19 protein-coding genes and 1 pseudogene are annotated in these 21,732 nt (G+C 72.1%); 13 read left to right on the top strand and 7 right to left on the bottom strand.

What is annotated here, in order from left to right; translation table 11 throughout:
* Positions 1-9: 9 nt before the first annotated feature.
* Complete coding sequence (locus AB0K15_RS31485) at positions 10-681, top strand: SRPBCC family protein (RefSeq protein ID WP_364058515.1); 672 nt, start codon at positions 10-12, stop codon at positions 679-681.
* Between the two features lie 90 nt (positions 682-771).
* Positions 772-2,130, top strand: coding sequence for a solute carrier family 23 protein (locus AB0K15_RS31480; RefSeq protein ID WP_364058512.1), 1,359 nt, complete (start codon positions 772-774; stop codon positions 2,128-2,130).
* Between the two features lie 16 nt (positions 2,131-2,146).
* Here the strand turns inward: AB0K15_RS31480 and AB0K15_RS31475 are convergent, their stop codons facing one another.
* Positions 2,147-3,496 (bottom strand): tannase/feruloyl esterase family alpha/beta hydrolase, encoded by a 1,350-nt coding sequence (locus tag AB0K15_RS31475; RefSeq protein ID WP_364058509.1) that lies wholly within the window; start codon positions 3,494-3,496, stop codon positions 2,147-2,149.
* 155 nt (positions 3,497-3,651) lie between these two features.
* Between AB0K15_RS31475 and AB0K15_RS31470 the strand changes: the two genes are divergently transcribed.
* The 5 genes and pseudogenes from AB0K15_RS31470 to AB0K15_RS31450 all read left to right on the top strand — a co-directional run bounded on the left by AB0K15_RS31470 (position 3,652) and on the right by AB0K15_RS31450 (position 9,265).
* Entirely contained in the window at positions 3,652-4,605 is a 954-nt protein-coding gene (locus tag AB0K15_RS31470; protein ID WP_364058506.1) for a PHB depolymerase family esterase, read from the top strand.
* 49 nt (positions 4,606-4,654) lie between these two features.
* Positions 4,655-5,452, top strand: a complete 798-nt coding sequence (locus AB0K15_RS31465) for an IclR family transcriptional regulator (RefSeq protein ID WP_364058503.1) — start codon at positions 4,655-4,657, stop codon at positions 5,450-5,452.
* Between the two features lie 84 nt (positions 5,453-5,536).
* Positions 5,537-7,141, top strand: coding sequence for a thiamine pyrophosphate-dependent enzyme (locus tag AB0K15_RS31460; protein ID WP_364058500.1), 1,605 nt, complete (start codon positions 5,537-5,539; stop codon positions 7,139-7,141).
* A 133-nt stretch (positions 7,142-7,274) separates the two neighbouring features.
* Positions 7,275-7,944 (top strand): annotated as a pseudogene (locus AB0K15_RS31455) (aldehyde dehydrogenase family protein); the annotation flags it as partial.
* A 43-nt stretch (positions 7,945-7,987) separates the two neighbouring features.
* Positions 7,988-9,265, top strand: a complete 1,278-nt coding sequence (locus AB0K15_RS31450) for an aromatic acid/H+ symport family MFS transporter (RefSeq protein WP_364058497.1) — start codon at positions 7,988-7,990, stop codon at positions 9,263-9,265.
* 9 nt (positions 9,266-9,274) lie between these two features.
* Here the strand turns inward: AB0K15_RS31450 and AB0K15_RS31445 are convergent, their stop codons facing one another.
* Entirely contained in the window at positions 9,275-10,216 is a 942-nt protein-coding gene (locus AB0K15_RS31445) for a LysR family transcriptional regulator (protein WP_364058494.1), read from the bottom strand.
* Positions 10,217-10,386: 170 nt separating this feature from the next.
* Here AB0K15_RS31445 and AB0K15_RS31440 point away from each other — a divergent pair, with 170 nt between their 5' ends.
* The 3 genes from AB0K15_RS31440 (at position 10,387) to AB0K15_RS31430 (ending at position 13,474) form a co-directional block, all read left to right on the top strand.
* Positions 10,387-10,710, top strand: coding sequence for a hypothetical protein (locus AB0K15_RS31440; RefSeq protein ID WP_364058491.1), 324 nt, complete (start codon positions 10,387-10,389; stop codon positions 10,708-10,710).
* Between the two features lie 358 nt (positions 10,711-11,068).
* Entirely contained in the window at positions 11,069-11,815 is a 747-nt protein-coding gene (locus AB0K15_RS31435; RefSeq protein WP_364058488.1) for an MBL fold metallo-hydrolase, read from the top strand.
* A gap of 168 nt (positions 11,816-11,983) precedes the next feature.
* Positions 11,984-13,474: an alkaline phosphatase family protein gene (locus tag AB0K15_RS31430; RefSeq protein WP_364058485.1), complete on the top strand. Its 1,491-nt coding sequence runs from the start codon at positions 11,984-11,986 to the stop codon at positions 13,472-13,474.
* 13 nt (positions 13,475-13,487) lie between these two features.
* On the opposite strand, the gene AB0K15_RS31425 is transcribed toward AB0K15_RS31430, so the two are convergent.
* Positions 13,488-13,883, bottom strand: a complete 396-nt coding sequence (locus AB0K15_RS31425; protein WP_364058482.1) for a nuclear transport factor 2 family protein — start codon at positions 13,881-13,883, stop codon at positions 13,488-13,490.
* Positions 13,884-14,090: 207 nt separating this feature from the next.
* Between AB0K15_RS31425 and AB0K15_RS31420 the strand changes: the two genes are divergently transcribed.
* On the top strand, positions 14,091-14,558 hold the full coding sequence (locus AB0K15_RS31420; protein WP_364058480.1) for a hypothetical protein: 468 nt from the start codon (positions 14,091-14,093) through the stop codon (positions 14,556-14,558).
* A gap of 102 nt (positions 14,559-14,660) precedes the next feature.
* Here AB0K15_RS31420 and AB0K15_RS31415 read toward each other — a convergent pair whose 3' ends face one another.
* Positions 14,661-15,230: a CHAP domain-containing protein gene (locus AB0K15_RS31415; RefSeq protein WP_364058478.1), complete on the bottom strand. Its 570-nt coding sequence runs from the start codon at positions 15,228-15,230 to the stop codon at positions 14,661-14,663.
* Positions 15,231-15,378: 148 nt separating this feature from the next.
* Complete coding sequence (locus AB0K15_RS31410) at positions 15,379-16,269, bottom strand: XRE family transcriptional regulator (protein ID WP_364058476.1); 891 nt, start codon at positions 16,267-16,269, stop codon at positions 15,379-15,381.
* A gap of 189 nt (positions 16,270-16,458) precedes the next feature.
* On the opposite strand from AB0K15_RS31410, the gene AB0K15_RS31405 reads away from it, so the two are divergent.
* On the top strand, positions 16,459-17,364 hold the full coding sequence (locus AB0K15_RS31405) for a DUF3152 domain-containing protein (protein WP_364058707.1): 906 nt from the start codon (positions 16,459-16,461) through the stop codon (positions 17,362-17,364).
* Between the two features lie 49 nt (positions 17,365-17,413).
* Here the strand turns inward: AB0K15_RS31405 and AB0K15_RS31400 are convergent, their stop codons facing one another.
* Complete coding sequence (locus tag AB0K15_RS31400) at positions 17,414-18,253, bottom strand: sigma-70 family RNA polymerase sigma factor (protein ID WP_364058474.1); 840 nt, start codon at positions 18,251-18,253, stop codon at positions 17,414-17,416.
* 76 nt (positions 18,254-18,329) lie between these two features.
* Here AB0K15_RS31400 and AB0K15_RS31395 point away from each other — a divergent pair, with 76 nt between their 5' ends.
* Complete coding sequence (locus tag AB0K15_RS31395; protein ID WP_364058472.1) at positions 18,330-18,983, top strand: NAD(P)H-dependent oxidoreductase; 654 nt, start codon at positions 18,330-18,332, stop codon at positions 18,981-18,983.
* A 64-nt stretch (positions 18,984-19,047) separates the two neighbouring features.
* On the opposite strand, the gene AB0K15_RS31390 is transcribed toward AB0K15_RS31395, so the two are convergent.
* Positions 19,048-21,705, bottom strand: coding sequence for an exo 1,3/1,4-beta-D-glucan glucohydrolase (locus tag AB0K15_RS31390; protein WP_364058469.1), 2,658 nt, complete (start codon positions 21,703-21,705; stop codon positions 19,048-19,050).
* Positions 21,706-21,732 lie beyond the last annotated feature (27 nt).

Below are 21,732 nucleotides of genomic sequence, written 5' to 3'. Positions count from 1 at the left end.
AGGCGCCAGATGCTCATCGAGAACTCCTTCGACGTCGCCGCCGACCCGGACGAGGTCTTCACCTTCCTGCAGGACGCGCACAACGTCGCCGCCTGCTTCCCGGGCGCCGAGCTCGTGGAGGACCTGGGCGACGACTCCTACCGCGGCAAGGTGAAGATCAAGGTCGGCCCGGTCACGGCGGCCTACCAGGGCGTCGCGAAGATCGTGGAGAAGGACGGCACCGCGCGCGTGGCCGTGCTGGTGGCCGACGGCAAGGACACCCGCGGGGCCGGCACGGCGAAAGCCACGGCGACCATGCGCGTGACGCCGGCAGAGGGGGGAGCCCACGTCGCCCTCGAGACCGACCTGACCATCTCCGGCAAGCTCGCGCAGTTCGGGCGGGGCATCATGTCCGACGTGTCCGGGCGGATGGTCGGCGAGCTGGCTTCGCGGGTGCGGCAGCGGATCGAAGCCGGGGAAGAAGCCCCGGCCGCGGCTCCCGCTCCCGCGCCGGCCGCCGCGGTCAGCGGCTCGGCCGCTCCGGCCGCGGCCGCACCCGCCGCGGCAACCGCCACCGCGCCCCGTCCCGCTCCCCGGTTCGACGAAGCGCCGCCGATGAAGGCGTCGGTGCTGATCCGCATCGTGCTCGCCGGCTACCTCGAACGGTGGGCCGCGCGCCTGCGCAAGTCCACCGAAGCCTGACCCGTCCACCGTCCGACCGGTCCACGCTCCGCTCCCCGTCCCCCCGTTCGATGGCCGCCACAGCCGTCCGTCATCGCTTGGAGCTCCCCCATGGCCGTCACCGCCGCCGCCACGGCTCCTGCTGCCACGCCCGAAACCGAACCCGTGCCGATCTTCGACATCGGGATCGACGACAAGGTCAAGATCTCGAGCTCGATCGGGCTCGGGGTCCAGAACATCCTCGGCATGGCCGGGCTGCTGATCTTCCCCGCGCTGATCGGCACCGCGTTCAAGCTGTCGGCCACCGACACCGCCTACCTCTACGGCGTCACGTTCATGACGTCCGGGCTCGTGGTGATCCTGCAGTCGGTGTTCCTGCTGCGGCTGCCGATCGTGCAGGGCCCGTACGCCGGTTCGCTGGCCGCGCTGCTGGCCGTGGGCCACGGCAGGGGCGGGCTGGGTGCCGCGTTCGGCTCGATGGTCGTGGCCGGGCTGATCTGGTGCGTGCTCGCGATCCCGCTCAAGAAGTACGGGCTCATCACGTACCTGTCGAAGTTCGTGCGCGACCCGATCATCTGCGGGGTGCTGGTGCTGATCCTCGCCACCCAGCTCACCAGCACCGCGTTGCCGAACGTGCTGGGCACCCCCGGTTCAGCCGGGTTCCCAGGCATGAACCTCGTGTCGGGCGCGGTCACGGCGCTGGTCGTCATCCTGCTCACGTTGCTGCCCAAGGGAACCATCCTGCGTCGCGGCGCCGTGCTGGTCGCGGTGATCGTCGGCACGGTCGTGTACGCGCTCTTCGAGCCGACGCACTTCGCGGGTGTGGTGCACAACGTCGGGTTCACGGTGCCGCGGATCTTCCCGTTCGGCTTCGCCGTGCAGGGCGACCTCGTGGTGATCTTCTTCATCACGCTGTTCCCGGCGATCGCGGAGAGCATCGCGACCTACGACATCGTCGCCGGCTGGGGCGGCCAGGAGCTGTCCGGCCACCGCGTCTCGCAGGGCGTGTTCGGCGAGGTCCTCGGCAGCACGGTCGGCGCGGTCTTCGGCGGCATGTCCACGCTGGCCTACCCGGACAACATCGGCCTGCTGCGCGTGACGAAGGTCGGTTCCCGCTACGTGACGCTGGCGACCGGCGTCATCCTGCTCGTGCTGGGTGGCCTCGGCCCGTTCGACCACCTGCTGCAGGCCGTGCCCCTGCCCGTGCTGGCCGCGGCCGGCACCGTCCTGTTCGGAGTGCTGTTCGCGAGCGCCATCGACACCCTCTCGGGTGTGCACTGGTCCCGCGACAACCTGATGCTCGCGGGCTTCCCGTTCATCACCGCGATCGGCGGACTGTTCGTGCCGCCCGCGACGATGAAGGTGCTGCCGCAGGTGGTGCAGCTGATCCTGCAGCAGCCGCTGATCCTCGGCACGGTGCTGCTGCTCCTGATGAAGGCCGGGTACGGCTTGCGCCGCAAGGAGTCCTGAGACTCCGCAGGCCCGGTCAGAGTGAGCAGGCGGTGGCCAGCTCCGCGGGAGTCGCACCCGCGGGGCGGGCCACCGTCGCCGAGGCCGGCGGCCGCACTCCGCGCAGCCAGTCCGCGAGCGCGGTGAACGCCGTGCGGAAACACGGGGCGATCGGCCGGAGCCGGTCCGGGAACGTGTCGACCAGCCCGTCGACGTGATTGCCGTCCTCGATGCGGTAGTAGCGATGCAGCGCGCCACGGCCGGCGCGCTCGACCATCCGGTCGTAGACGTCGGAGTCGCGGCTGATCGGCAGGAGGCTGTCGAGCGTGCCGTGCAGGGTCAGCAGCGGGCGGCCGATGCGCCCGGTCAGCGCCACGCGCGCCACCGCGTGGTGCACCGCGGCGGGGCGCTCCGCGTAGTCGTAGTCGGCGTCGCACGCCGGGGTTCCGCTGGTGCAGAACGGGATGCCGGCGGAGAGCGCGCCGTCGAAGCCGGGATCGACCTCGGCGCGGTAGGTGCGTTGCGTGAGGTCCCAGTAGACCTGGTCGTGGTAGGGCCAGAGGAACTCCGAGCCCGGTGCGAAGCCCGCGTCCAGGATGGCTTGGTGCGCTTGGGGATCGCCGGCCGCGTAGGCCGGGTATTCGCGCAGTGCCGGGGGCAGGAACGTGAGCAGGTTCGGTCCGCCGGCCGTCCAGAGCGTGCCCTCCCAGTCGACGCCGCCGTCGTAGAGCCACGGCCGGTTCTCCAGCTGCCAGCGCACGAGGTAACCGCCGTTGGACAGCCCGGCCGCGATCGTCCGCGCCGGCGCGCGGCCGTAGTGCCGTGCCAGGGCGAGCTTCGCGGCCACGGTCAGCTGGGTGACGCGGTCGTTCCACTCGGCGAGCGCGTCGCCGGGGTTGCGACCGTCGGTGTGGAAGTCCGTGCCCGTGTTCCCCTTGTCGGTGGCCGCGAACGCGTAGCCGGCGGCGAGCACCTGGTCGCCGATCGCGCGGTCGTTGGCGTACTGGCGGCGGGTGCCGGGGGAGCCGGAGACCACGAGGCCGCCGTTCCAGCGGTCCGGCAGCCGCAGCACGAACTGCGCGTCGTGGTACCAGCCGTGGTTGCCGTTGGTCGTCGAGGTGTCGGGGAAGTAACCGTCGACCTGAACGCCCGGCACGCCGCTCGGTGCGGGCAGCGCGGCCGGTGTCAGGCCTGCCCAGTCGGCCTGGACGGTGTGGCCGGTGGCGAGGGTGCCGGTGGTGGTCAGGTCGGCGAGGCACGCCTGTTCCTGGTGCGCCGCACCGGGAACGGGGACCGGCGCGCACCGGGCCGCGGTCGCCGCCGGGGCCGCGAGGACGGTGCCGGCGAGCAGGCCGGCGAGGACGAGGGGGAGCCGCCGCGTACGCATGCCGGAACCGTAGGTCCGGACCATCGCGGGCGGTATCCGGCGGGACCACACAAACCGGGCGCGAGTTGTGGTGATCCGCACCGTGGGAACGCGGAGTGTGGTGTTCCTACGCTGAGCGTGACGGTGCTCACCGAGGTCACAAGGAGGTGGTCGGTGTGCGGAAGGTCCTCATCGGGCTGCTGGTGTCGGTTCTGCTGGTGCTCCTGCCCGGGTTCGCGTCGGCGGCGGCGATCAAGGAGGTCACGGGGTTCGGGTCGAACCCCGGCGCGCTGAAGATGTACGAGTACGTGCCCGACGGGCTGCCCGCCGGTCGGCCTGTGGTGGTGGCGTTGCACGGCTGCACGCAGAACGCGACGGGTTACGGCCAGGGCGCCGGCTGGGTCGAGCTGGCCGAGCGCCGGCACTTCGCCGTGGTGCTGCCGCAGCAGCAGGCGGCGAACAACATCACCAGCTGTTTCAACTGGTTCCAGGCTGCCGACACCACCCGCGGGTCGGGGGAGGCCGAGTCGATCGCGCAGATGGTGCGGCGCGCGGTCGCGGACACGGGTGCCGACGCGTCGCGGGTGTACGTCACCGGTCTGTCCGCGGGCGGGGCGATGACTTCGGTGATGCTGGCCGCGTATCCGGAGTTGTTCGCGGGCGGCGCGGTGGTGGCCGGTCTGCCGTACGGGTGCGCGTCCTCGGCGCTCGACGCGTACTCGTGCATGTACCCGGGCAAGGACCTCACGCCCGCGCAGTGGGGAGCGAAAGTCCGCGCCGCGGCGGCGGTTTCCGGCCCGCGGCCCACGGTGAGCCTGTGGCAGGGCACGGCGGACTTCACCGTCTCGCCGGTGAACCTGCGTGAGCTCACGGAGCAGTGGACGAACGTCGCTGGCGTGGCGGCCACACCGTCCACAACGGACACTGTCGGTGGATACCCGCACGCGGTCTACCGCGACGGCGCGGGCCGCGCGGCGGTCGAGACGTACTCGATCACCGGGATGGGCCACGGCCAGCCGATCGCTCCCGGCACGGGTCCGGACCAGTGCGGGCGCGCCGGCGCGTACCTCCTCGCCGTGGGCGTGTGCGCGGCGGCGCAGGTCGGGAAGGCGTGGAATCTGGCCTCCTGACGCGGGGGACCGGGTCGCCCGCTTGCCTCCGCCGCGTCACCGGCGGATGATGGGCGGCTCGGTATCCCCGAGGTCAGGGAGGCGCGCGATCGCCGGCAACGCTGCCGAACCCGGGCGCACGGTACTCAGCCGTGCGTTCGCGATCCTGGATTCGTTCCTCGACGGCCGCCCCGAGCAGACGCACGGCGAGATCACGCGGGCCACCGGGTTCGCGCCCGCCACGGTGTACCGGCTGCTCGCGGAGCTGGTCGGCTGGGGCGCGCTCGAACGCACCGGCCGCGGCCGCTACCGCATCGGCCTGCGGCTGTGGCAGCTCGGCTCACAGGCGCCGAGCGGGCGGGAGCTGCGGGACGTCGCGCTGCCGTTCCTGCAGGACCTGCTGCAGGTGACCCACGAGGTCGTGCACCTCGTGGTGCTCGACGAGGGCCGCGCGCTCTACCTCGAAAAACTCGAGGCGCACCCGGACGTGGTGGTCACCTCCCGCGTCGGGAAGCGGTTGCCGCTGCACGCGACCGGGCCCGGCAAGGTGCTGCTCGCGCACGCGCCCGTGGAGTGCGTGGACGAGGTGGTGTCGGCCGGCCTGGACCGCCGCGCCAGCGGCACCATTACCGATCCCGCGCAGCTGCGCGGCGTGCTCGCCGAGATCCGCCGCTCCGGGTTCAGCATCTCGCGCGACGAGATGACCGAAGGCGCGTCGTCGGTCGCCGCGCCGGTGCGCGGGCTCGCCGACGAGGTCATCGCGGCCATCTCCGTGGTCGTGCCCAGCAGCACGCCGAACCTCTCGCCGCTGATCCCGGTCGTCCGGATGGCCGCGCTCGGCGTGTCCCGCGCGATCCAGACGGGCTGAACTTTTCCGTCCAGTGCGAGGCGGGCTGGGCGCCACGGCCGGACGTAACGGACACTCCTGAGCCACACCCGCCAGGGAGGTTCCTTGCTCGCCACCGTCCGAGACGCCGCGTTCGACGTCCTGCGCCGCTACGGCGCGACGACGTTGTTCGCCAACCCCGGCTCGACCGAGATCACGCTGCTCACCGACCTGCCGGGCGACTTCGAGTTCGTGCTGGCGCTGCACGAGGGCTCGGTGGTCGGGATGGCCACGGGCTGGGCGCTCGCGGCGGACCGGCCGGCGGTCGCGATCCTGCACACCACCGCGGGCCTGGGCAACGCCGTGGGCGCGCTCGCGACCGCGCGCGCCAACCGGGCGCCGCTGGTCGTGCTCGTCGGGCAGCAGGACCGCCGCCACCTCGCGCTGGAGCCGTTCCTCGCCGGGCACCGGCTCGACGACGTCGCCGCGCCCGCGCCCGTCTGGGTCGGCGAACCACCTCGGCCGCAGGACGTGCCGGGCGCGCTGGCCCGCGCGTGGCACGAGGCCCGAGACCATCGGGGCCCCGCGCTGGTGATCGTGCCGATGGACGACTGGCTCGCGCCGGCCGGCGAAGACGAGCCGCTGCCCGCGCCGGCGCGGCTGGTCCGGACCACCGCGGCGGAGCCGGAGGTCGTCGCCGAGCTCGAGAAGTTCTTGGCGGAGGCGGAAAAACCGGTGCTCGTGGTCGGCGCGGGCGCGGACGACGCGGACTCGTGGCAGGCGCTGGAAGCGCTCGCTCAGCGGCTGCGGTGTCCGGTCTGGCAGGAGGCGTTCGGCGCCCGCGCCGGGTTCCCGCAGGACCACCCGCAGTTCGCCGGGCACCTGCCCGCGGGCCGCGCGGAGCTGCGCAAGGTGCTCGCCGGCCACGACGCCGTCCTCGCCGTCGGCGCGCCGGTGTTCCGCCAGTACCCGCGCGAGCCCGGCCGGCTGATCGGCCCGGGCACGCGGATCGCCGTGGTCACCGACGATGCCGACGAGGCCCACCGCAGCCCGGCCGACCTCGCGGTGCTCGCGCGGCCCGCCGCCGTGTGCGGTCCGCTGGCGCAGCGTCTCCCGGCCCGGCCGGCGCCCGCCGAGCCGCCGGGACGCACGATCGCCCTGCCCGAGCCGCCCACCGCCGGGCCGGCGCCGGAGCACGTGTTCGCCGCACTGGCCCGGCGGATCCCGCGCGACGCGGTGCTCGTGGAGGAGACCCCGTCGAGCCGTCCGCTGCTGCACGCGCTGGTGCCCGCTCGCACACCGCTCGGTTTTCTCAGCGCCGCCATGGGAGGTCTCGGTTTCGCGGTGCCCGCGGCGATCGGCGTGCGGATGGCGCGCCCGGACCGCCCGGTCGTCGCGGTCGTCGGCGACGGCTCGTCGCTGTACGCGATCCAGGCGCTGTGGAGCGCCGCCCACTACGGCGTGGGCGTGCTCGTCGTGGTGCTCGCCAACGGGCGGTACGCGATCATGGACGAGCTGGCCGCCCGGCACGGGGAACGGTCGGCCGCCCCCGGAGCCGCGCCGTGGCCCGCGTTCGACGAGATCAGCGTGAGCGCTCTCGCGCGCTCGCTCGGGTGCCCCGCCCGGCGGGTCGAGACCCACGAGGACCTGGAGTCCGTTTTGGACGAGGTACTGCCCGCACTGGCGCGGGCCACTCGACCGCTCGTGCTCGACGTGGCGGTGGCCCGGTGACCGCCCCGGCCGGCCCGCTGCTCGGCGGGGTCCGTCGGCGGGGAAGGACTATCTCCGGCGGCTGGGGGCCCGGCTCCGGCGGCGAGTACGACCCCGGCCACCGACGTGCCGCAGGCGGCCGAGTCCGCGCGGCGCCCTCGCGGTGCTCGACGACGCGGATGTGGAGCAAGCCGTGTCGGTCGGCTCGTTCAACCACTCCGGGCAGATCTGCATGGCCACCAGCCGTCACCTCGTCGCGGGCGGGACCGCCGCCGACTACGCGGCCGCGCGCGCCGAGCACGCCGCCCGCCTGGCCGTGGGCGACCCGGCCCGGGCCGACGTCGCCGTCGGCGGTCATCGACGCCGGGCAGCGCCACCGCATCCACGAAATCGTGACGAGCAGCGTCGACGCGGGCGCGAAGCCCGCCGCCGGTGGCACGTCCGAAGGTCTTTTCCGCAGCCCGACGGTGCTGACCGATGTCCCGCTCACCGCGCCGGCGTACGCCCAGGAGATCTTCGGGCCCGTCGTGCTGTTCTCCACAGTGGACGAAGCGGTCCGCCTGGCCGGCGGTACCGCACACAGGCTGTCACTGGGCATCCTGACCCGGGACGTCGCGAAGGGGCTCGCGCTCGCCGAGCGGATCCCGTCCGGGCTGGTGCACATCAACGACCAGACCGTGAACGACGAGGCGCGCGCGCCGTTCGGCGGGGCCGGCGAGCCGGGCACGGGCTCCCGGCACGGTGGTGCGCAGGCCAGCCTGGAGGCGTTCACCGAGACGCAATGGGTCACCGTGCGCGGTGACCTCCCGCAGGATCCCTTCTGACGCACCGGTTTCCCCAGTCTCCTCCGACGACGCAGGTGATGACATGACGGTCTCCTCCCCGATCGACCCCCGGGCCAGGTACGCGCGCTGGGTCGCCCCGCTCTGCTGGACGGCGGTGGCGCTCGAAGGGTTCGACCTCGTGGTGCTGGGTGTGGTGCTGCCCGCGCTGCTCAAGGTGCCGAGCTGGGGCTTGGATCCCAACTCGGCCTCGCTGATCTCGGTGGTCGGCCTCCTCGGCGTGGCCGTGGGCGCGCTCGCCATCGGCCCCGTGAGCGACCTGTTCGGCCGCCGCGGCACGATGCTGCTCACGGTCACGAGCTTCTCCGCGTTCACCTTGCTGTGCGCGGTGGTCGACGGCCCCTGGCTGTTCGGGCTGCTGCGCTTCCTTGCCGGGCTCGGTCTCGGCGGCGTGCTGCCGACCGCGCTTGCGCTGATCACCGAGTACGCGCGGGTGGGCCGCGGCGGCAGCTCCACCACGGTGCTCATGACCGGTTACCACGTGGGCGCGGTGCTCACCGCGTTGCTCGGCATCCTCGTGGTGGAGCGCTACGGCTGGGAGTGGATGTTCGTGATCGGCGCCGCGCCGGCGGTGATCCTCGTGCCGCTGATGGTGAAGTTCCTGCCGGAGTCGGCCGAGTTCCTCAAGGCGCGCGGCACCCGCGCGGCCCGGCCGCCGCGCGAGCGCAACCCGATCGGCATCCTGTTCCGCCACGGCTACGGGCGCGCGACCATCGCGTTCTGGGTCACGTCGTTCATGGGGCTGCTGCTCGTGTACGGCCTCAACACCTGGCTCCCGCAGATCATGCGCGAGGCCGGTTACGAGCTCGGCGCGGCGCTCGCCCTGCTGCTGGTGCTCAACGTCGGCGCCGTGATCGGCCTGCTGATCGGCGGTCGCGTCGCCGACCGGCTGGGCTACCGCCGCTCCACCATCGTCTGGTTCACCGCGGCGGCGGTGTTCCTCGCGCTGCTGAGCATCAAGCTGCCCGGCTTCAGCGTGTACGTCGGCGTGCTGCTCGCGGGGATCTTCACCTTCAGCGCGCAGGTGCTCGTGTACGTCTACGTCGCCCGCGTCTACCCGGCCGCCGCGCGCGGCACGGCGCTGGGCGCGGCCAGCGGCATCGGCCGCTTCGGCGCGATCTCCGGCCCGCTGGTCACCGGGTTCCTGCTCACCGCCGGGCTCGCGTACCCGTGGGGCTTCTACCTCTTCGCCGTCGTCGCGGCCATCGGCGCGGTCGCCATCACCGTCGTCAACCGCGATCCGGCGCCGGACGCGCCGCTGGAAGTGGCGGCGGAGGAGGATTCCGCGACCCGCGCCGAGTGACGGCCGGGGTCAGGCCCGCTCGTCGAGATCCGTGAGCTGGAGGGCGGCATCGAGGACCAGGTTCCGCAGCCAGGTGTGCAGCGGGTCGGCGTCGAGGCGTGGGTGCCAGGCCATGCCGTAGGCGAAGTCCTCCAGCTGTTCGGGGGCGGCGGCGACGCGCACGTCCCGCTCCGGGACGTGGTCCACCAGGCGGCTCGGCAGGACCGCGACGAGCGGCGTGCCGGGCAGCGCCGCGATCGCGCCGGTGAAGAACGGGACGCGAAGGCCCGGCCGCGCGGTGATGCCCAACGTCGCGAGCCGGAACTCCGCGAGCATCCGCTCGGCGCCCAGCACCACGACGCTCGCGTGCGGGTACGACGCGAGGTCCTCGACCGTCAAACGGTCGGCCGTCAGCGGGTGGTCGCGCGAGAGGACGCAGACGAACCGCTCGGTGAACAGCGGCTGCCAGCGCAGGGGAGCCGGCGGCGGCACGGGGGTGAGGACGAGGTCGGCGCGACCGTGTTCGAGGTCGTCGAACGACTCCGGCGAGAGCCGGCCGGCCTGCACGGAGATCCCCGGCGCCTGCCCGAACACCTCGCGGAACAGCCGGTGCCCGAGGACCGCGGCCGCGTAGTCGGTGAGCTGCAGGCGCACGACGTCGGTCGCGGAGGCGGGCGAGAACTCGTCGCCCCGCACGATCGACCGCAGCCGCGGCATCACGAGCGCCAGCTCGCGCTGGATCGTGCGCGCTCGCGGGGTCGGCTCGAACCCCCGGGCCGTGCGCACGAGCAGCTCGTCGCCGAACGTCGCGCGCAGGCGCGTGAGGGTGCGGCTCATCGCCGACTGGCTGAGGTGGATCCGCGCCGCCGCCCGCGTGAGGTGCCGTTCCTCCAGCAGGACCTCGAGGGCTTTCAGGAGGTTGAGGTCCGCGTTCTCGAGTTGCACGCGGTGCATGTTGGACCTGAGCACCATGCAGTGGACGCTGGATCGGTCCGGGGCGAAGGTGGTGGGGTGCAGCCCGAGAAGCGGACCGGAACGATGACGAAAACCGAACCGGCGACCGTGCTCGACCGGCTCGCCGACGCGCTCGGCGGGCGGGCGGCCCTCGAAGCCGTCGCGGTCGAGCGGACGGTGGCCACCGGGTGGCGGCGGCACCCGGGGTGGGCACCGATCCCGCGAAACCCGAGCTGGTCGCCGATTTCACGGCGGCACTGGATCTCGACGTCGCCGGGCCGCGCTACCGGTGGGCGCACCAGGCCGAGACGTACCTCGTGCCGACGGAGCTGGACTACGTGGAGCTCGGGAACGGCAGCCGCCGCCACGTGTCCGGTGTGGACTTCATGTTCGACATCCGGCCCGTGGACACCGACCTCCCTTCCTGGCGGGTGGGCGCGCGGCTGCGGCACTTCGGCCTGACCTCGCCCTGCGGCTCGTCCGCAAGATGCTCTTGCCCGGCGCCGACGTGACCGTCGAGCGGGACGGCGGCGGGGACGCGATCCTGACGCTGCGCGAGTTCGGCCGTCCGCCGATCCGGCTCACGATTGCCGCGGCGACGGAGCTCCCGGTGTCCGTGGCGGTGACTGAGGAGCACCCGCCGCTCGGCGACGCCGCGGTCCGCGTCGCGTACGACGACTTCCGCCGGGTTTCGCGCGTGCTGCTGCCGTTCCGGGTGGACATCACGATCGGCGATCTGCACGTCCACAGTGAAACGCGGACGGAGGCGGCCGTCGCCGATTCCGCCGACGACGCGATTTTCGGCTCGGGGGAAGGGAAAATCGCCGAATCGACCGTGGCGCAGGCCGCCTACGCGCTGACCTCCACCCAGTGGATCATGAACTACGCCTACTCCGGGGTGCGGTTCTACTTCGACCTGCGGACGGCTCCCGTGACGCCGGAACCGGCCGATCTCGCGCCCGGTGTGAAGCTGGTGATCGGGCCGAGCCACAACACGCTGGTCGTGGAGCTCCCGGACCGCCTGCTCGCGGTGGAATCGCCGCTGTACGACGACTACAGCCGGGCCGCGCTCGCCCAGGTGAAGACGCGTTCCCGGGCAAGCCCCCGCGTGAGCTCGTCTGCACGCATTTCCACTACGACCACGTCGGCGGCGTGCGGGAGTTCGCGGCCGACGGCGACCTGACCGTCCACGTCGGAACCCCGTCGGTGGCGTTCTTCGAGCGGGCACTGGCCGCGCCGCACGAGGTGGACCCGGACCGCCTCGCCACGACGCCCGCGAAGACGACCGTGCGCGGCATCGACGACACGCTGACCTTCGAAACGGCCGGCGGCGGGACCGTCTCGGTCCACCGGATCGTCAGCGACCACGCCGACGACATGGTGATCGTCCACGTGTCGTCGGGGAAGCTGGTCTTCAACTCCGACCGCTGGAACCCCACCCCGGCCCCGCCGGCCCCGGCTGACCAGCGCGGCCGCCTGACCACCGAGCTGTACGACGCCATCCAGGCCCTGGGGCTCGACGTCGACACCGTCGTCGGCGGGCACCGCGGCAGCGACGGCACCACGTGGGCGCACGCGGCACCGCTCGAGTACCTGAAGCGGGCGGCCGGGTACTGACCGAGAGTCCTTTGTGGACGCCTGCGCCGGCGGGAAGGGACAAATCACCCGTCGGCGCAGGCGTTCAGCCGAAGTTCAACCGGTGGCCACCGGCGGGGTCACCCGGGGCTCAACCGCGGCCGAAAGCCTGTCGGAGCTCCCCACCGTGCCCAAGCCGGAAGGATTCCGATGACCGACGCCCCGGAGAACGACAGAACCGGTCTGACCCGCCGCAGGTTGTTCGGCGCCGCGGCCGCCGGTGGCCTGGCCGCCGCCGCATCCGTGCTGCCCCCGAACGTGCGCAGCGCGCTCGCGTCCCCGCCGCAGTCCGGCGGGCGCCTGCGCGACATCGAGCACGTCGTGCTGCTGATGCAGGAGAACCGCAGCTTCGACCACTACTTCGGCACGCTGTCCGGCGTGCGCGGGTTCGACGACCCGCACGCCCTGCGGCTGCCCGGCGGGCGCTCGGTGTTCCACCAGCCCGACCCGTCGCACCCGGACGGTTACCTGCTGCCCTACCGGCTGAACACGAAGATCAGCGCGGCGCAGGCGATCCCGTCCACGAGCCACGCGTGGGGTGTGCAGCACCAGGCGTGGAACAACGGGAAGATGGACAACTGGCTGCCCGCCCACCTCGCGGCCGACGGCGCCACCAACGGTCCTTACACGATGGGCTACTTCACGCGCGAGGACATCCCGTTCCAGTACGCGCTCGCGGACGCGTTCACCCTCTGTGACGCCTACCACTGCTCGGTCCTCGGCCCGACGTGGCCCAACCGCTACATGTGGCTGGCCGGCACCATCGACGCGGACGGCGAGTTCGGCGGCCCTTCGCTGGAGACGGGCAACGTGCCGGACGGGCACTTCACGTTCAAGACCTACCCGGAGCGGCTCACGGAAGCCGGCGTCAGCTGGAAGGTCTACCACTCGCCGGGCGGTGCGACCGGGCTGCCGCCGTTCAACGCGATCAAGCAGTACGCCGACGCGCAGCCGGGCTCGCCGCTCTACGAGCAGGCGATCAAGCCGTCGCCGCTGGGCCAGTTCGAGTACGACGCACTGCACGACCAGCTGCCCACCGTCAGCTGGCTGCTGCCGCCGAGCGCCGCCGACGAGCACCCCGCCCACCTGCCGGCCGCGGGAGCACAGTTCGTCGCCGGCAAGATCGACGCGATCGCCGCCAACCGGGAGGTCTGGGCCAAGACGGTGTTCATCCTGTCCTACGACGAGAACGACGGCCTGTTCGACCACGTCCTGCCACCCACCCCGCGCCCGGGCACGCCCGGCGAGTTCGTCTCCGGCACCTCGCCCAGCGGCGTCAAGGGCGGCGGCCTGCCGACGGGGCTGGGCTACCGCGTGCCGTGCATCGTCGTCTCGCCGTGGACCGCCGGCGGCTGGGTGAGCTCGGAGCTGTTCGACCACACCTCGCAGCTGCGCCTGCTGGAGAAGGTGACCGGCGTCGCCGAGCCGAACATCAGCGACTGGCGCCGCCGCACCGTCGGCGACCTGACCTCGGTCTTCCGCTTCCACGACGCGAGCAAGCACGCGCCGGTCCTGCCGGACACCCAGGGGCAGTACAACCTCGCCCAGTACGAGGTGGCGCAGCTGCCCAAGCCGACTGCCCCCGGTGGCGGGCAGGAAGTGCCGCACCAGGAACGGGGTCACCGCCCGCAGGTGCGCTGAGCGGGCTTTCCGGTCAGGTGACGGTGTCGCCGTGCCGGTGGGCCACGCGCCACACCCCGTCTTCGCGGCGGTAGACCTGCGTCGCCCGCAGGGTGTAGGTGCGTGGCTCACCGTTCACGGACACCGTGGTGTGCTCGAAGCCGGTGGTGTAGGCCATGTTGCCGACGACGTCGCACGCCAGCACCTCGAAGCGGTAGGCCGTACAGCCGGAAAAAGCCTCGCCCAGCGCCGCGAACAGGCCGTCGACCTCGCGCCGGCCGCAGGCGTTGCGCCACGCGCCCAGCACGCTCACCGGCTCGGCCCGCGACCAGATCGCCCGCCGGGGCGCCGGGTCTCCGTTGTGGAGCGCGAACTCCGCGTCGTGCAGCGCGCTCTCGACCCACGCCAGGAACTCGTCGCGATCGCTCATCGCCTCATGGTGCGCCGGGGCGGGCGGGAAAGCACCGGCCCGGATTTCACCCGCTACAGGGTTGTGGTGCCGAGGACCTTTGAGCCGGATGGAAGCAGGTCCTGCGGCGTTGGGGCACACACGCGGAATCATGGACCGCTGGGCTGAACGAGTGAACCGCGTTGGAGGTTAAGCCCTGGGTCGCCCACCGGCTGTTAGCCATGACTCATGGAGTTTCTGGGATTGCTCTCCGCTCCGCTGGCAGCGACAGTCGATCTCTTCCTCCGTCGACGGCGGGCGGAGGTACTGGTACATCGGGGGCACTTCCTTGACAACTCTTCGCCGCCGGTCACCGGCGCGCCATCGCCGGCCGGCGATGGGTATCCGGCGGCCGATCCTGTGGCTGAACAACTTTTCGTGAAGATCGTCAACCGATCGCGTGTGGACCTCGAAGTCACGCACGTCTGGTTCGCGACGAAGCCGCCGGTGCAACTGCTCAACGACGGGCGGCGGTTACCGGCGCGACTTCGCCCCGACGAGACGTACGAGACTTGGGTTCCAGCGGCCGCATTGCCTCCCCAGCCGAACCTGGAGAAGCTGGCCCGCGTCCGGTTGTCCGTCGGGCGAACGGTCAAGTCGAGAGCCAACAAGAACGTACCGCCGTTCGGATACGCCGCGGGTGGGGGCAGCGCCTAGCGCACGCTGGTTCCGCCCGGCCCGGATTTCACCCGGACTACGACGTGGACTCGGCCGGACGGCGGGAAGGCGCCGTCCGGCCGAGGGCTGGAGGGGGAACTCTCAGTTGTAGAAGTGGAGGTAGCGGAAGTCGGCCTTGTTCAGGTCGTGGACGAGGTAGTGGCCGTCGCCGGCCCAGTTGTAGTCCTCGACCGTGACGGTGGAGCCGTGGACGCTGTCGACGACGGCGACGTGGCCGTAGCGGCCCGCGTCGGTCTGGGCGATGGAGCCGGGGGTGGGTGTGTTGTCCACGCGGTAGCCGTGCTTGCGGGCGTTGTCGTCCCAGTACTTGGCGTCGCCGTAGTTCGAGGCGCTCTCGCCGTGGCGGTCGATGGTGAACGCGGCCCAGGAGACGCACTCGCGGTTGTACATGTTCCAGTCGTCGACGACGGAGTCCTGCGGGATGTTGCGCCACTTCGCGGGATAGTTGTCGCCGATGAGGTCGACCTTCGCCGACGGCGCGAGGGTGCCGAGCCGGGCGGCCATCGACATCGGGCGGGCGGCCGCGGTCGCCGTGGCAGGTGGGGGCACAGCCGGCGCGGCGGCCGAAGCCGGCACAGTGGTCGCCGCGCCGGTGGCCGTCAGCGCGGCCGCGGCGGCGAGGGCGGTCAGGGTCCGGGTGAGACGGCGCATGGCGGTGCCTTTCCGGGGGACGGGGATCGGGGGAGTGGCGTGGCGGACGGTAACCAGCCGCGGACCGCGCGTTCCAGACCGAAGTGGACAGCCCCGTGCCGGGCGCCAAGGATTCGCAGGTCGGCGGCTCGTGTTCACAGAATTGGCGTCACCACGTCCAGCACGCGCCGTGGATGCCGGGCCGCGCGTCGCGGGTGGCGAACGTGACGGCGTGGGTCGTGCCGACGCGCAGCGGGTCGCCGGTGCGGCGGGGTCCGTCGGGGCCGCGGCGTTCGAAGGAACGGACCTGCCGCGGCAGCCGCAGGCCGAACTGCACCTGGCACACGTACTCGCGCACCGGCCGCGTGAACCGCCGGCCGTACTCCTGCGCGGGCGTGCCGGGCGGCAGCACGATCTCGTACTCGACGGCCGTGACCTCACCGGCCGCGAGCACCCGGTCGAGCAGCAGCTCACCGGCCGTCATACCGGTGTCGCGGTCGACCCGCACGCGCCCGACGCGCGCGAACCGCACGCCCTGGTAGCGCGGTTCGGCCGGCAGCGGCCCGTCGGCCTGGTGGTAGGTCATCATGCGGTCGACGCCGTCCATCGTGGCCTCCTCGACGAGCCGCACGTGCAGCGCCCGCTCGCACCCGTCGTCGTCGTCGACGGCGACGCGGTCGTGCACCGACCAGAACGCGAGCTGCCCGTCCGGCGGCGGTTTGAGGTCCGCCGTGAGCGGCCGCAAGTCCGGCCACAACCGGCGGCGCTCCACGCGGTCGGGCGGGTGGCCGAGCCAGCGCCCGCGCGGCGCGCGCGGGCCGAGTAGCGACGTGAGCGAGCCGGGGGAGAGCTCCAGCACGGCTTCGAGCTGCGTCACGGCGTTCAGCGACGTCTCGCGCTCGGGCCGGGAGCGGCCACGGCGCCAGTAGGACAGGGCGGAGCGCGAGAGCGTCACGCCTCGGGTGGCGAGGTGGTGGCGGACCCGGTCGAGGGAAAGCCCGGAGTCTTCGATCGCGGCGTCGAGCGTGACCGCGAACGAGCCGGGGTGCTGCGCAGGCACGTCCCCAGCATGATCAACAGGCCCGCCGCCCGGAACCGACGAAAGTCGGGGTCACTCGCGTCGCTTGGTCTCAACCTTTAGCATGTCCCACCCGTCGGACGGGGAGGAACTGTCACCGGAGAGCTGGGGAAGTGCGTGGCGCAGGACGAAACGCGGGCGCGGGAACCGTTGCGCGCCTCGCGGAAACCGTTGCCGGAGCGGAGATCCGCGAGGAAGAAGAAAGGTTTCCTGCGCACCTACGGTTGGCGCGTCTACGCGCTGCCGGTCATGGTCGTGCTCACCGTGCTCGTGCTGGTCAACACGGCCACCACCTCGGCCCCGTCGACAGCGGCGCAACAGCCCGCTTCCGCGCCGGTGCGAGCACCCGCCCGCGTGGAGTCCTCGGTGGACTCCGCCGAGCCGGGCGTTCCCGAGAACCCCGCGAAACCGGCCGATCCGAACGCCCCCACCGCCGACCTGCCCGCCGGCGGCCCGTACACCCGGACCGGTCAGGGCAAGTGGCATGTGATCCCCGGCTCCGGGCCGAAGATCGGCACGGGCCGCCTCTACCGCTACACCGTCGAGGTCGAGGACGGCGTCGACCCGGCGAGCTACGCCGGTGACGACAGCTTCGCGGCCGCCGTGCAGGGCATCCTGTCCGATCCGAAGAGCTGGACGGCCGACGGCAAGGTCGCGCTGCAGCGCGTGGACGCGAGTGACCCGCACCCGGACTTCCGCGTCAGCCTCTCCACCCCCGACACCACGCACCGTGCCGACGCCTGCGGGTTTTCCATCACCTACGAGGCTTCCTGCTTCCGCCGCAGCATGCACCGCGTGCTGATCAACCTCTCCCGCTGGGTGCGCGGCGCGAAAGCGTACGGGGCGAACCTGACCGCCTACCGGCAATACGCGATCAACCACGAGGTCGGCCACGCGCTGGGCCACTCCCACGTCGGCTGCGCCGGCACCGGCCGGCCGGCGCCGGTGATGATGCAGCAGACCTTCGGCGTCGCCGACGACTACGTCGCCCACCTCAACAACGTCCCCGGCGGCGACCAGGGCGCCGTGCGGTCCGACCACCGCGTGTGCGTCACGAACTCGTGGCCGTTCCCCTAGCGCACCGAGCTGTATAACGACCTATACGGCGGCCGAGGATGCAGTGCGGTCACGGCAGGACGACGATCGCCACCTTCGCGAGCCGCTGCGGATCCGCGATCACCTCGTACGCGGAGATCCGCCCCGCCGTCACCGTCACCTTGAGCACGCCCGTCAGCCGGCCGTAGGGCGCCAGCACCAGCCCGGCGGTGCCGTCCACCAGAGCCGGCTCAGCGAGCCGCGCGCGGCCGGCGAACGCGGTCGTGCCGCGCGCGACGGCGTCGGCGCCGCGGAGGACGGCGGCGGCGCCCGGCGGCAACGCGGCCGCGTCGGCGTGCCGGACGACGTCGGGCGCCAGTAGTTCGAGCAGCGCGGCGAGATCACCGCCGCGGGCCGCAGCCAGGAACGCCTCCACGACCTTCCGGTGCTCACCCGGCTCGGAACCGGCCGCGGGGGTGCCGCGCACCCGCAGCCGCGCCCGGCTGGCAAGCTTCTTCGCCGTCGCGGGCGTGCGGTCCAGGATCGGGCCGACGGCGTCGAACGGCACCGAGAACAAGTCGTGCAGCACGAACGCCACGCGCTCGGCGGGCGCGAGCGTCGCCAGCACCACCAGCAGGGCCCGGCCGACCTCGTCGGCGAGCGCGAGATCCTCCTCCGGGCCCGCCACGCCGTGGTCCGGAACCTGCTCGACCGGCGTCTCCCGCCGCGCCCGCAGCACGTCGAGGCAGATCCGCGAGACGACGGTGGTCAGCCACGCCGGCAGGTTGTCGATCCCGGACGCCGACGCCAGCCGCAGCCAGGATTCCTGCACGGCGTCCTCGGCTTCGGCCGCCGAGCCGAGCATCCGCCGCGCGAGCGCGCGCAGCCGGGGCCGTTCCGCTTCGAACCGGGCGGCGAGGGTTTCGGGCATCGGTCACCTTTCCTCTTCGTGGTGCGTCGGGGTGGGTGAGTGAGGCCGACCCGCTGGACCTGAGGAGAGGAACCGGATGACCGACATGCTAGCGCCCCTGCTGCGCATCGACTCGAGCGCCGACGGCGCGGAGTCCGTGACGCGGCGGCTGACCTCGCTGTTCGTGCGGCACTGGCGCGGCGAGGTGCGCCATCGCGACCTGGCCGCCGACCCCGTGCCGCCGATCCGCGAGCCCTACGCCCGCCTCGGTCGCCGCGTCGAACGCCGGGGGAGCGTGCCGCCGGGCGCCGTCGCCGCGCTGGCCGCCGACGAACTCGAACGCCGCGAATGGGCGCTGACCCTGCCGCTGGTCACGGAGCTGCGCGAAGCCGGCACCGTGCTGCTGGGCGTGCCGATGTACAACTTCTCGGTGCCCGCCGCGCTGAAGGCGTGGATCGACCGCGTGACGTTCCCCGGCGTGTTCGCGGACGCCCTGAGCGCCACCAGGTTCGTGGTGATCACCGCGCGCGGCGGTGCCTACGGGCCGGGCACTCCGCGCGAAGGCTTCGACTTCCAGGAGCCGTACTTGCGGGCGTACCTGACGAACTTGGGCGTCAGCCCCGAAAACGTCGCGTTCGTGCACGCGGAGCTGACGCGCGTCGACGACCTGCCCGCGCTGGCCGGGCTGGAGGACCTGGCGGAGAAGTCCCTGGCACAGGCTCGGCAAAGAATTCTCGAGCTGGCCGCATGACCGCGCGCACCAGAAAACGCGGGGCGCTCGCGGGAAAAGTCCCGCGAGCGCCCCGGCACTCACCTCACGTCAGATCCGAACACTTCAGCGCGTCCGGATCTTTCGCTCCGCCTGGCGACCACCTCACGTTCGCGAACGACGCCGAGAACGGCCCGTCGGTGTAGACCAGGAACGGCGTGTTGACGTTCTCGAAGTCGAGCCCGTTCGCGAAGCACGACAGCGGGATCTTCACCGTCGACTTCTGGCCCGCCGGCAGATCCGTGAACAGCTTGGTGGCGTTGACCTCCGAGAAGCACGGGTAGACGCAGTGCATGCTCACCACGGTCCGGTTCACCGGCGGCGAGTTCACGATCACGTCGAACTCGAGCGCCCCGTCCGCGTTGGGGTACCCGCGCAGGTCGCTGGTCGCGGGGCTCTGCAGGTACAACTGCGCCGCACCCGTGCCGGTCCACGTCGTCTTGAGGCCGTCGGCCTGCACGTTGACGTCGGCCGGGGTCACGGTGATCTCCGGGTGCTCCGCGGTGCCGTCGGGGCCGATCTCGGTTCCGCCCCAGTTCGAGGCCGAGCCGATGTAGCTCTTGTACGGCGCGATGTCCGTGCGGTCGAAGATCGACAGGTCCTCGGTCGCGGTGCCCCCGCCGCCGGTCGACCCGCACGTCGTCGGACCCTCGGTCTCGTCGAGCTTCGCCACGGTGGCACGCTGGCCGGTCTTGAGGCCGTAGCCCAGCGCGAACAGCGGGTCGTAGTCCGGGCTCCACGGGTTGAGCGGCGTCTGGCACGCGCTCTTCGGCCAGGAGTAGGACAGCTTGCCCTGGTACCCCGTGCCGTCCTTGCCCTTCACCATCATGTCCGCCACGCCGCCGCCCTCGGTGCCGGGCAGCCACGCCGCCACGAACGCGTCGGAGCGGTTGATCTCCTTGTTCAGGTACAGCGGGCGGCCGCCGACGTAGGCGGTGACGACCGGGACACCCTTGCCGCTCACCTTGTCCAGCACGGCGAGGTCCTCGGGGTAGAGCTTCGCGGCCTCCAGCGACTTGCGCTGCAGGTCGCCCACGCCTTCGGCGTACGGCGTCTCGCCGATCACGGCGATCACGGCGTCGTACCCGGCCGGGTCGACGTCGCCCTTCTCGCTGAAGGTGACGTTGGCGTCGCCGAGGTCTTCCTTGAGCCCGCCCAGGATCGAGGTGGCGTTGGGGAAGTCGGCGTTGGTGTTGCCCGTGCCCTGCCACGACAGCGTCCAGCCGCCGGTCTGGTTCTGGATGCTGTCGGCGCTCTTGCCGACCACCAGTACCTTCGACTTCGGCTTGAGCGGCAGCACGTTGCCGTTGTTCTTCAGCAGCGTCTGCGACTCACGCACGGCGTCGCGGGCGAGCCACTTGTCCGTGAGCGCCTCGTCGGAGTTCGCGTAGGAGCGGTCCGACGGCTTCTGCTCGTCGAGGATCCCGGCGCGCAGCTTCACCCGCAGGATGCGGGTCACGGCGTCGTCGATGCGGGCCATCGGGATCTGCCCGTCGTTGACCTGCGCGACGGTGTTGGTGATGAACGCCTTCCAGTCGGCGGGCACCATCACGAGGTCGACGCCGGCGTTGATCGCCTGCGGGCAGCTCGCGTTGGTGCAGCCGGGCACCTGGCCGATGCCGTTCCAGTCCGACACGACGAGGCCGTCGAAGCCCATCTTGCCCTTGAGGATCTGGTTCAGCGCCTTGTCGCTGCCGGTCAGCTTGCCCTCGTTGATGCCGAGGTCGGCGTTGGTCCAGCTGTTGAATGACACCATCACGGTCTGGGTGCCGGCGGCGAGCGCGCCGTAGTAGCCCTGGCCGTGGATGTTGATCATGTCGGCCTCGGACGAGGGGTTCACGCCCTGGTCCTGGCCCTTGATCGTGCCGCCGTCGCCGATGTAGTGCTTGGCGGTGGCGATCACGCCGTTGTAGTCGATGCGCTTGGTGGCGCCGTCCTGCAGGCCGTTGATGGCCTCGTAGCCGTAGGCGCGGGTGATGCGCGGGTCCTCGGAGAAGCCCTCGTACGTGCGGCCCCAGCGGTCGTCCTGCACGACGGCGAGCGTGGGCGCGAAGGCCCAGTCCTGGCCGGTGGCCCGGATCTGGCGCGCGGTGGCGTTCTCGACGTCGCGGACCAGGCACGGGTCGTGGGCCGCACCGAGCGCGATGTTCTGCGGGAAGACGGTGGCGCCGTAGACGTTGTTGTTGCCGTGCACGGCGTCGATGCCCCAGATCACGGGGATCTTCGTGCGGCTGGTCTTCGAGGCGCTCCAGTACGCGTCGGCGAGGTTCAGCCAGTCCTGCTGCGTGGCGTGCTTGTTGCCGCCGGGCCACGAGCCGCCGCCGTTGAGCACCGAGCCGATGGCGTACTGCTTGACCTCGTCGGGGGTGATCGCGTTGATCTCGGGCTGCGTCATCTGCCCGACCTTCTCCTCCAGCGTCATGCCGGAGAGGATCTTCGCGATGCGCGCCTCGTCTTGCGGGTTCTTCTTGATCTTGCTGTCGACCTTCGGCCAGTCCGCAAGGGTCGGCAGGGTGTTCTCGATGCGCGCGCAGCCGTCCTTGCCGAGCGCGGGCTGCCCGATCTCGGGCTGCGCCGCGGCGGGCGTGGCCGGTGCGGCGGGGGCGGGCGCCGCGTTCGCGACGCCGCCCAGGAGGGTGAGGCTCGCGAGCGCGGCGAACGTGGTCCTTCGGGCCCGGGACCACCCGGGGGATCTTCTGGCCATCGACAGTCCGTTCTGCAGAGGGCGGCG

This window comes from Amycolatopsis sp. NPDC049253, from assembly GCF_040678995.1.
Lineage (GTDB): Bacteria > Actinomycetota > Actinomycetes > Mycobacteriales > Pseudonocardiaceae > Amycolatopsis.
The sequence above is the reverse complement of the archived record's forward strand: the minus strand, read 5'-3'. Positions and strand labels throughout refer to the sequence as shown.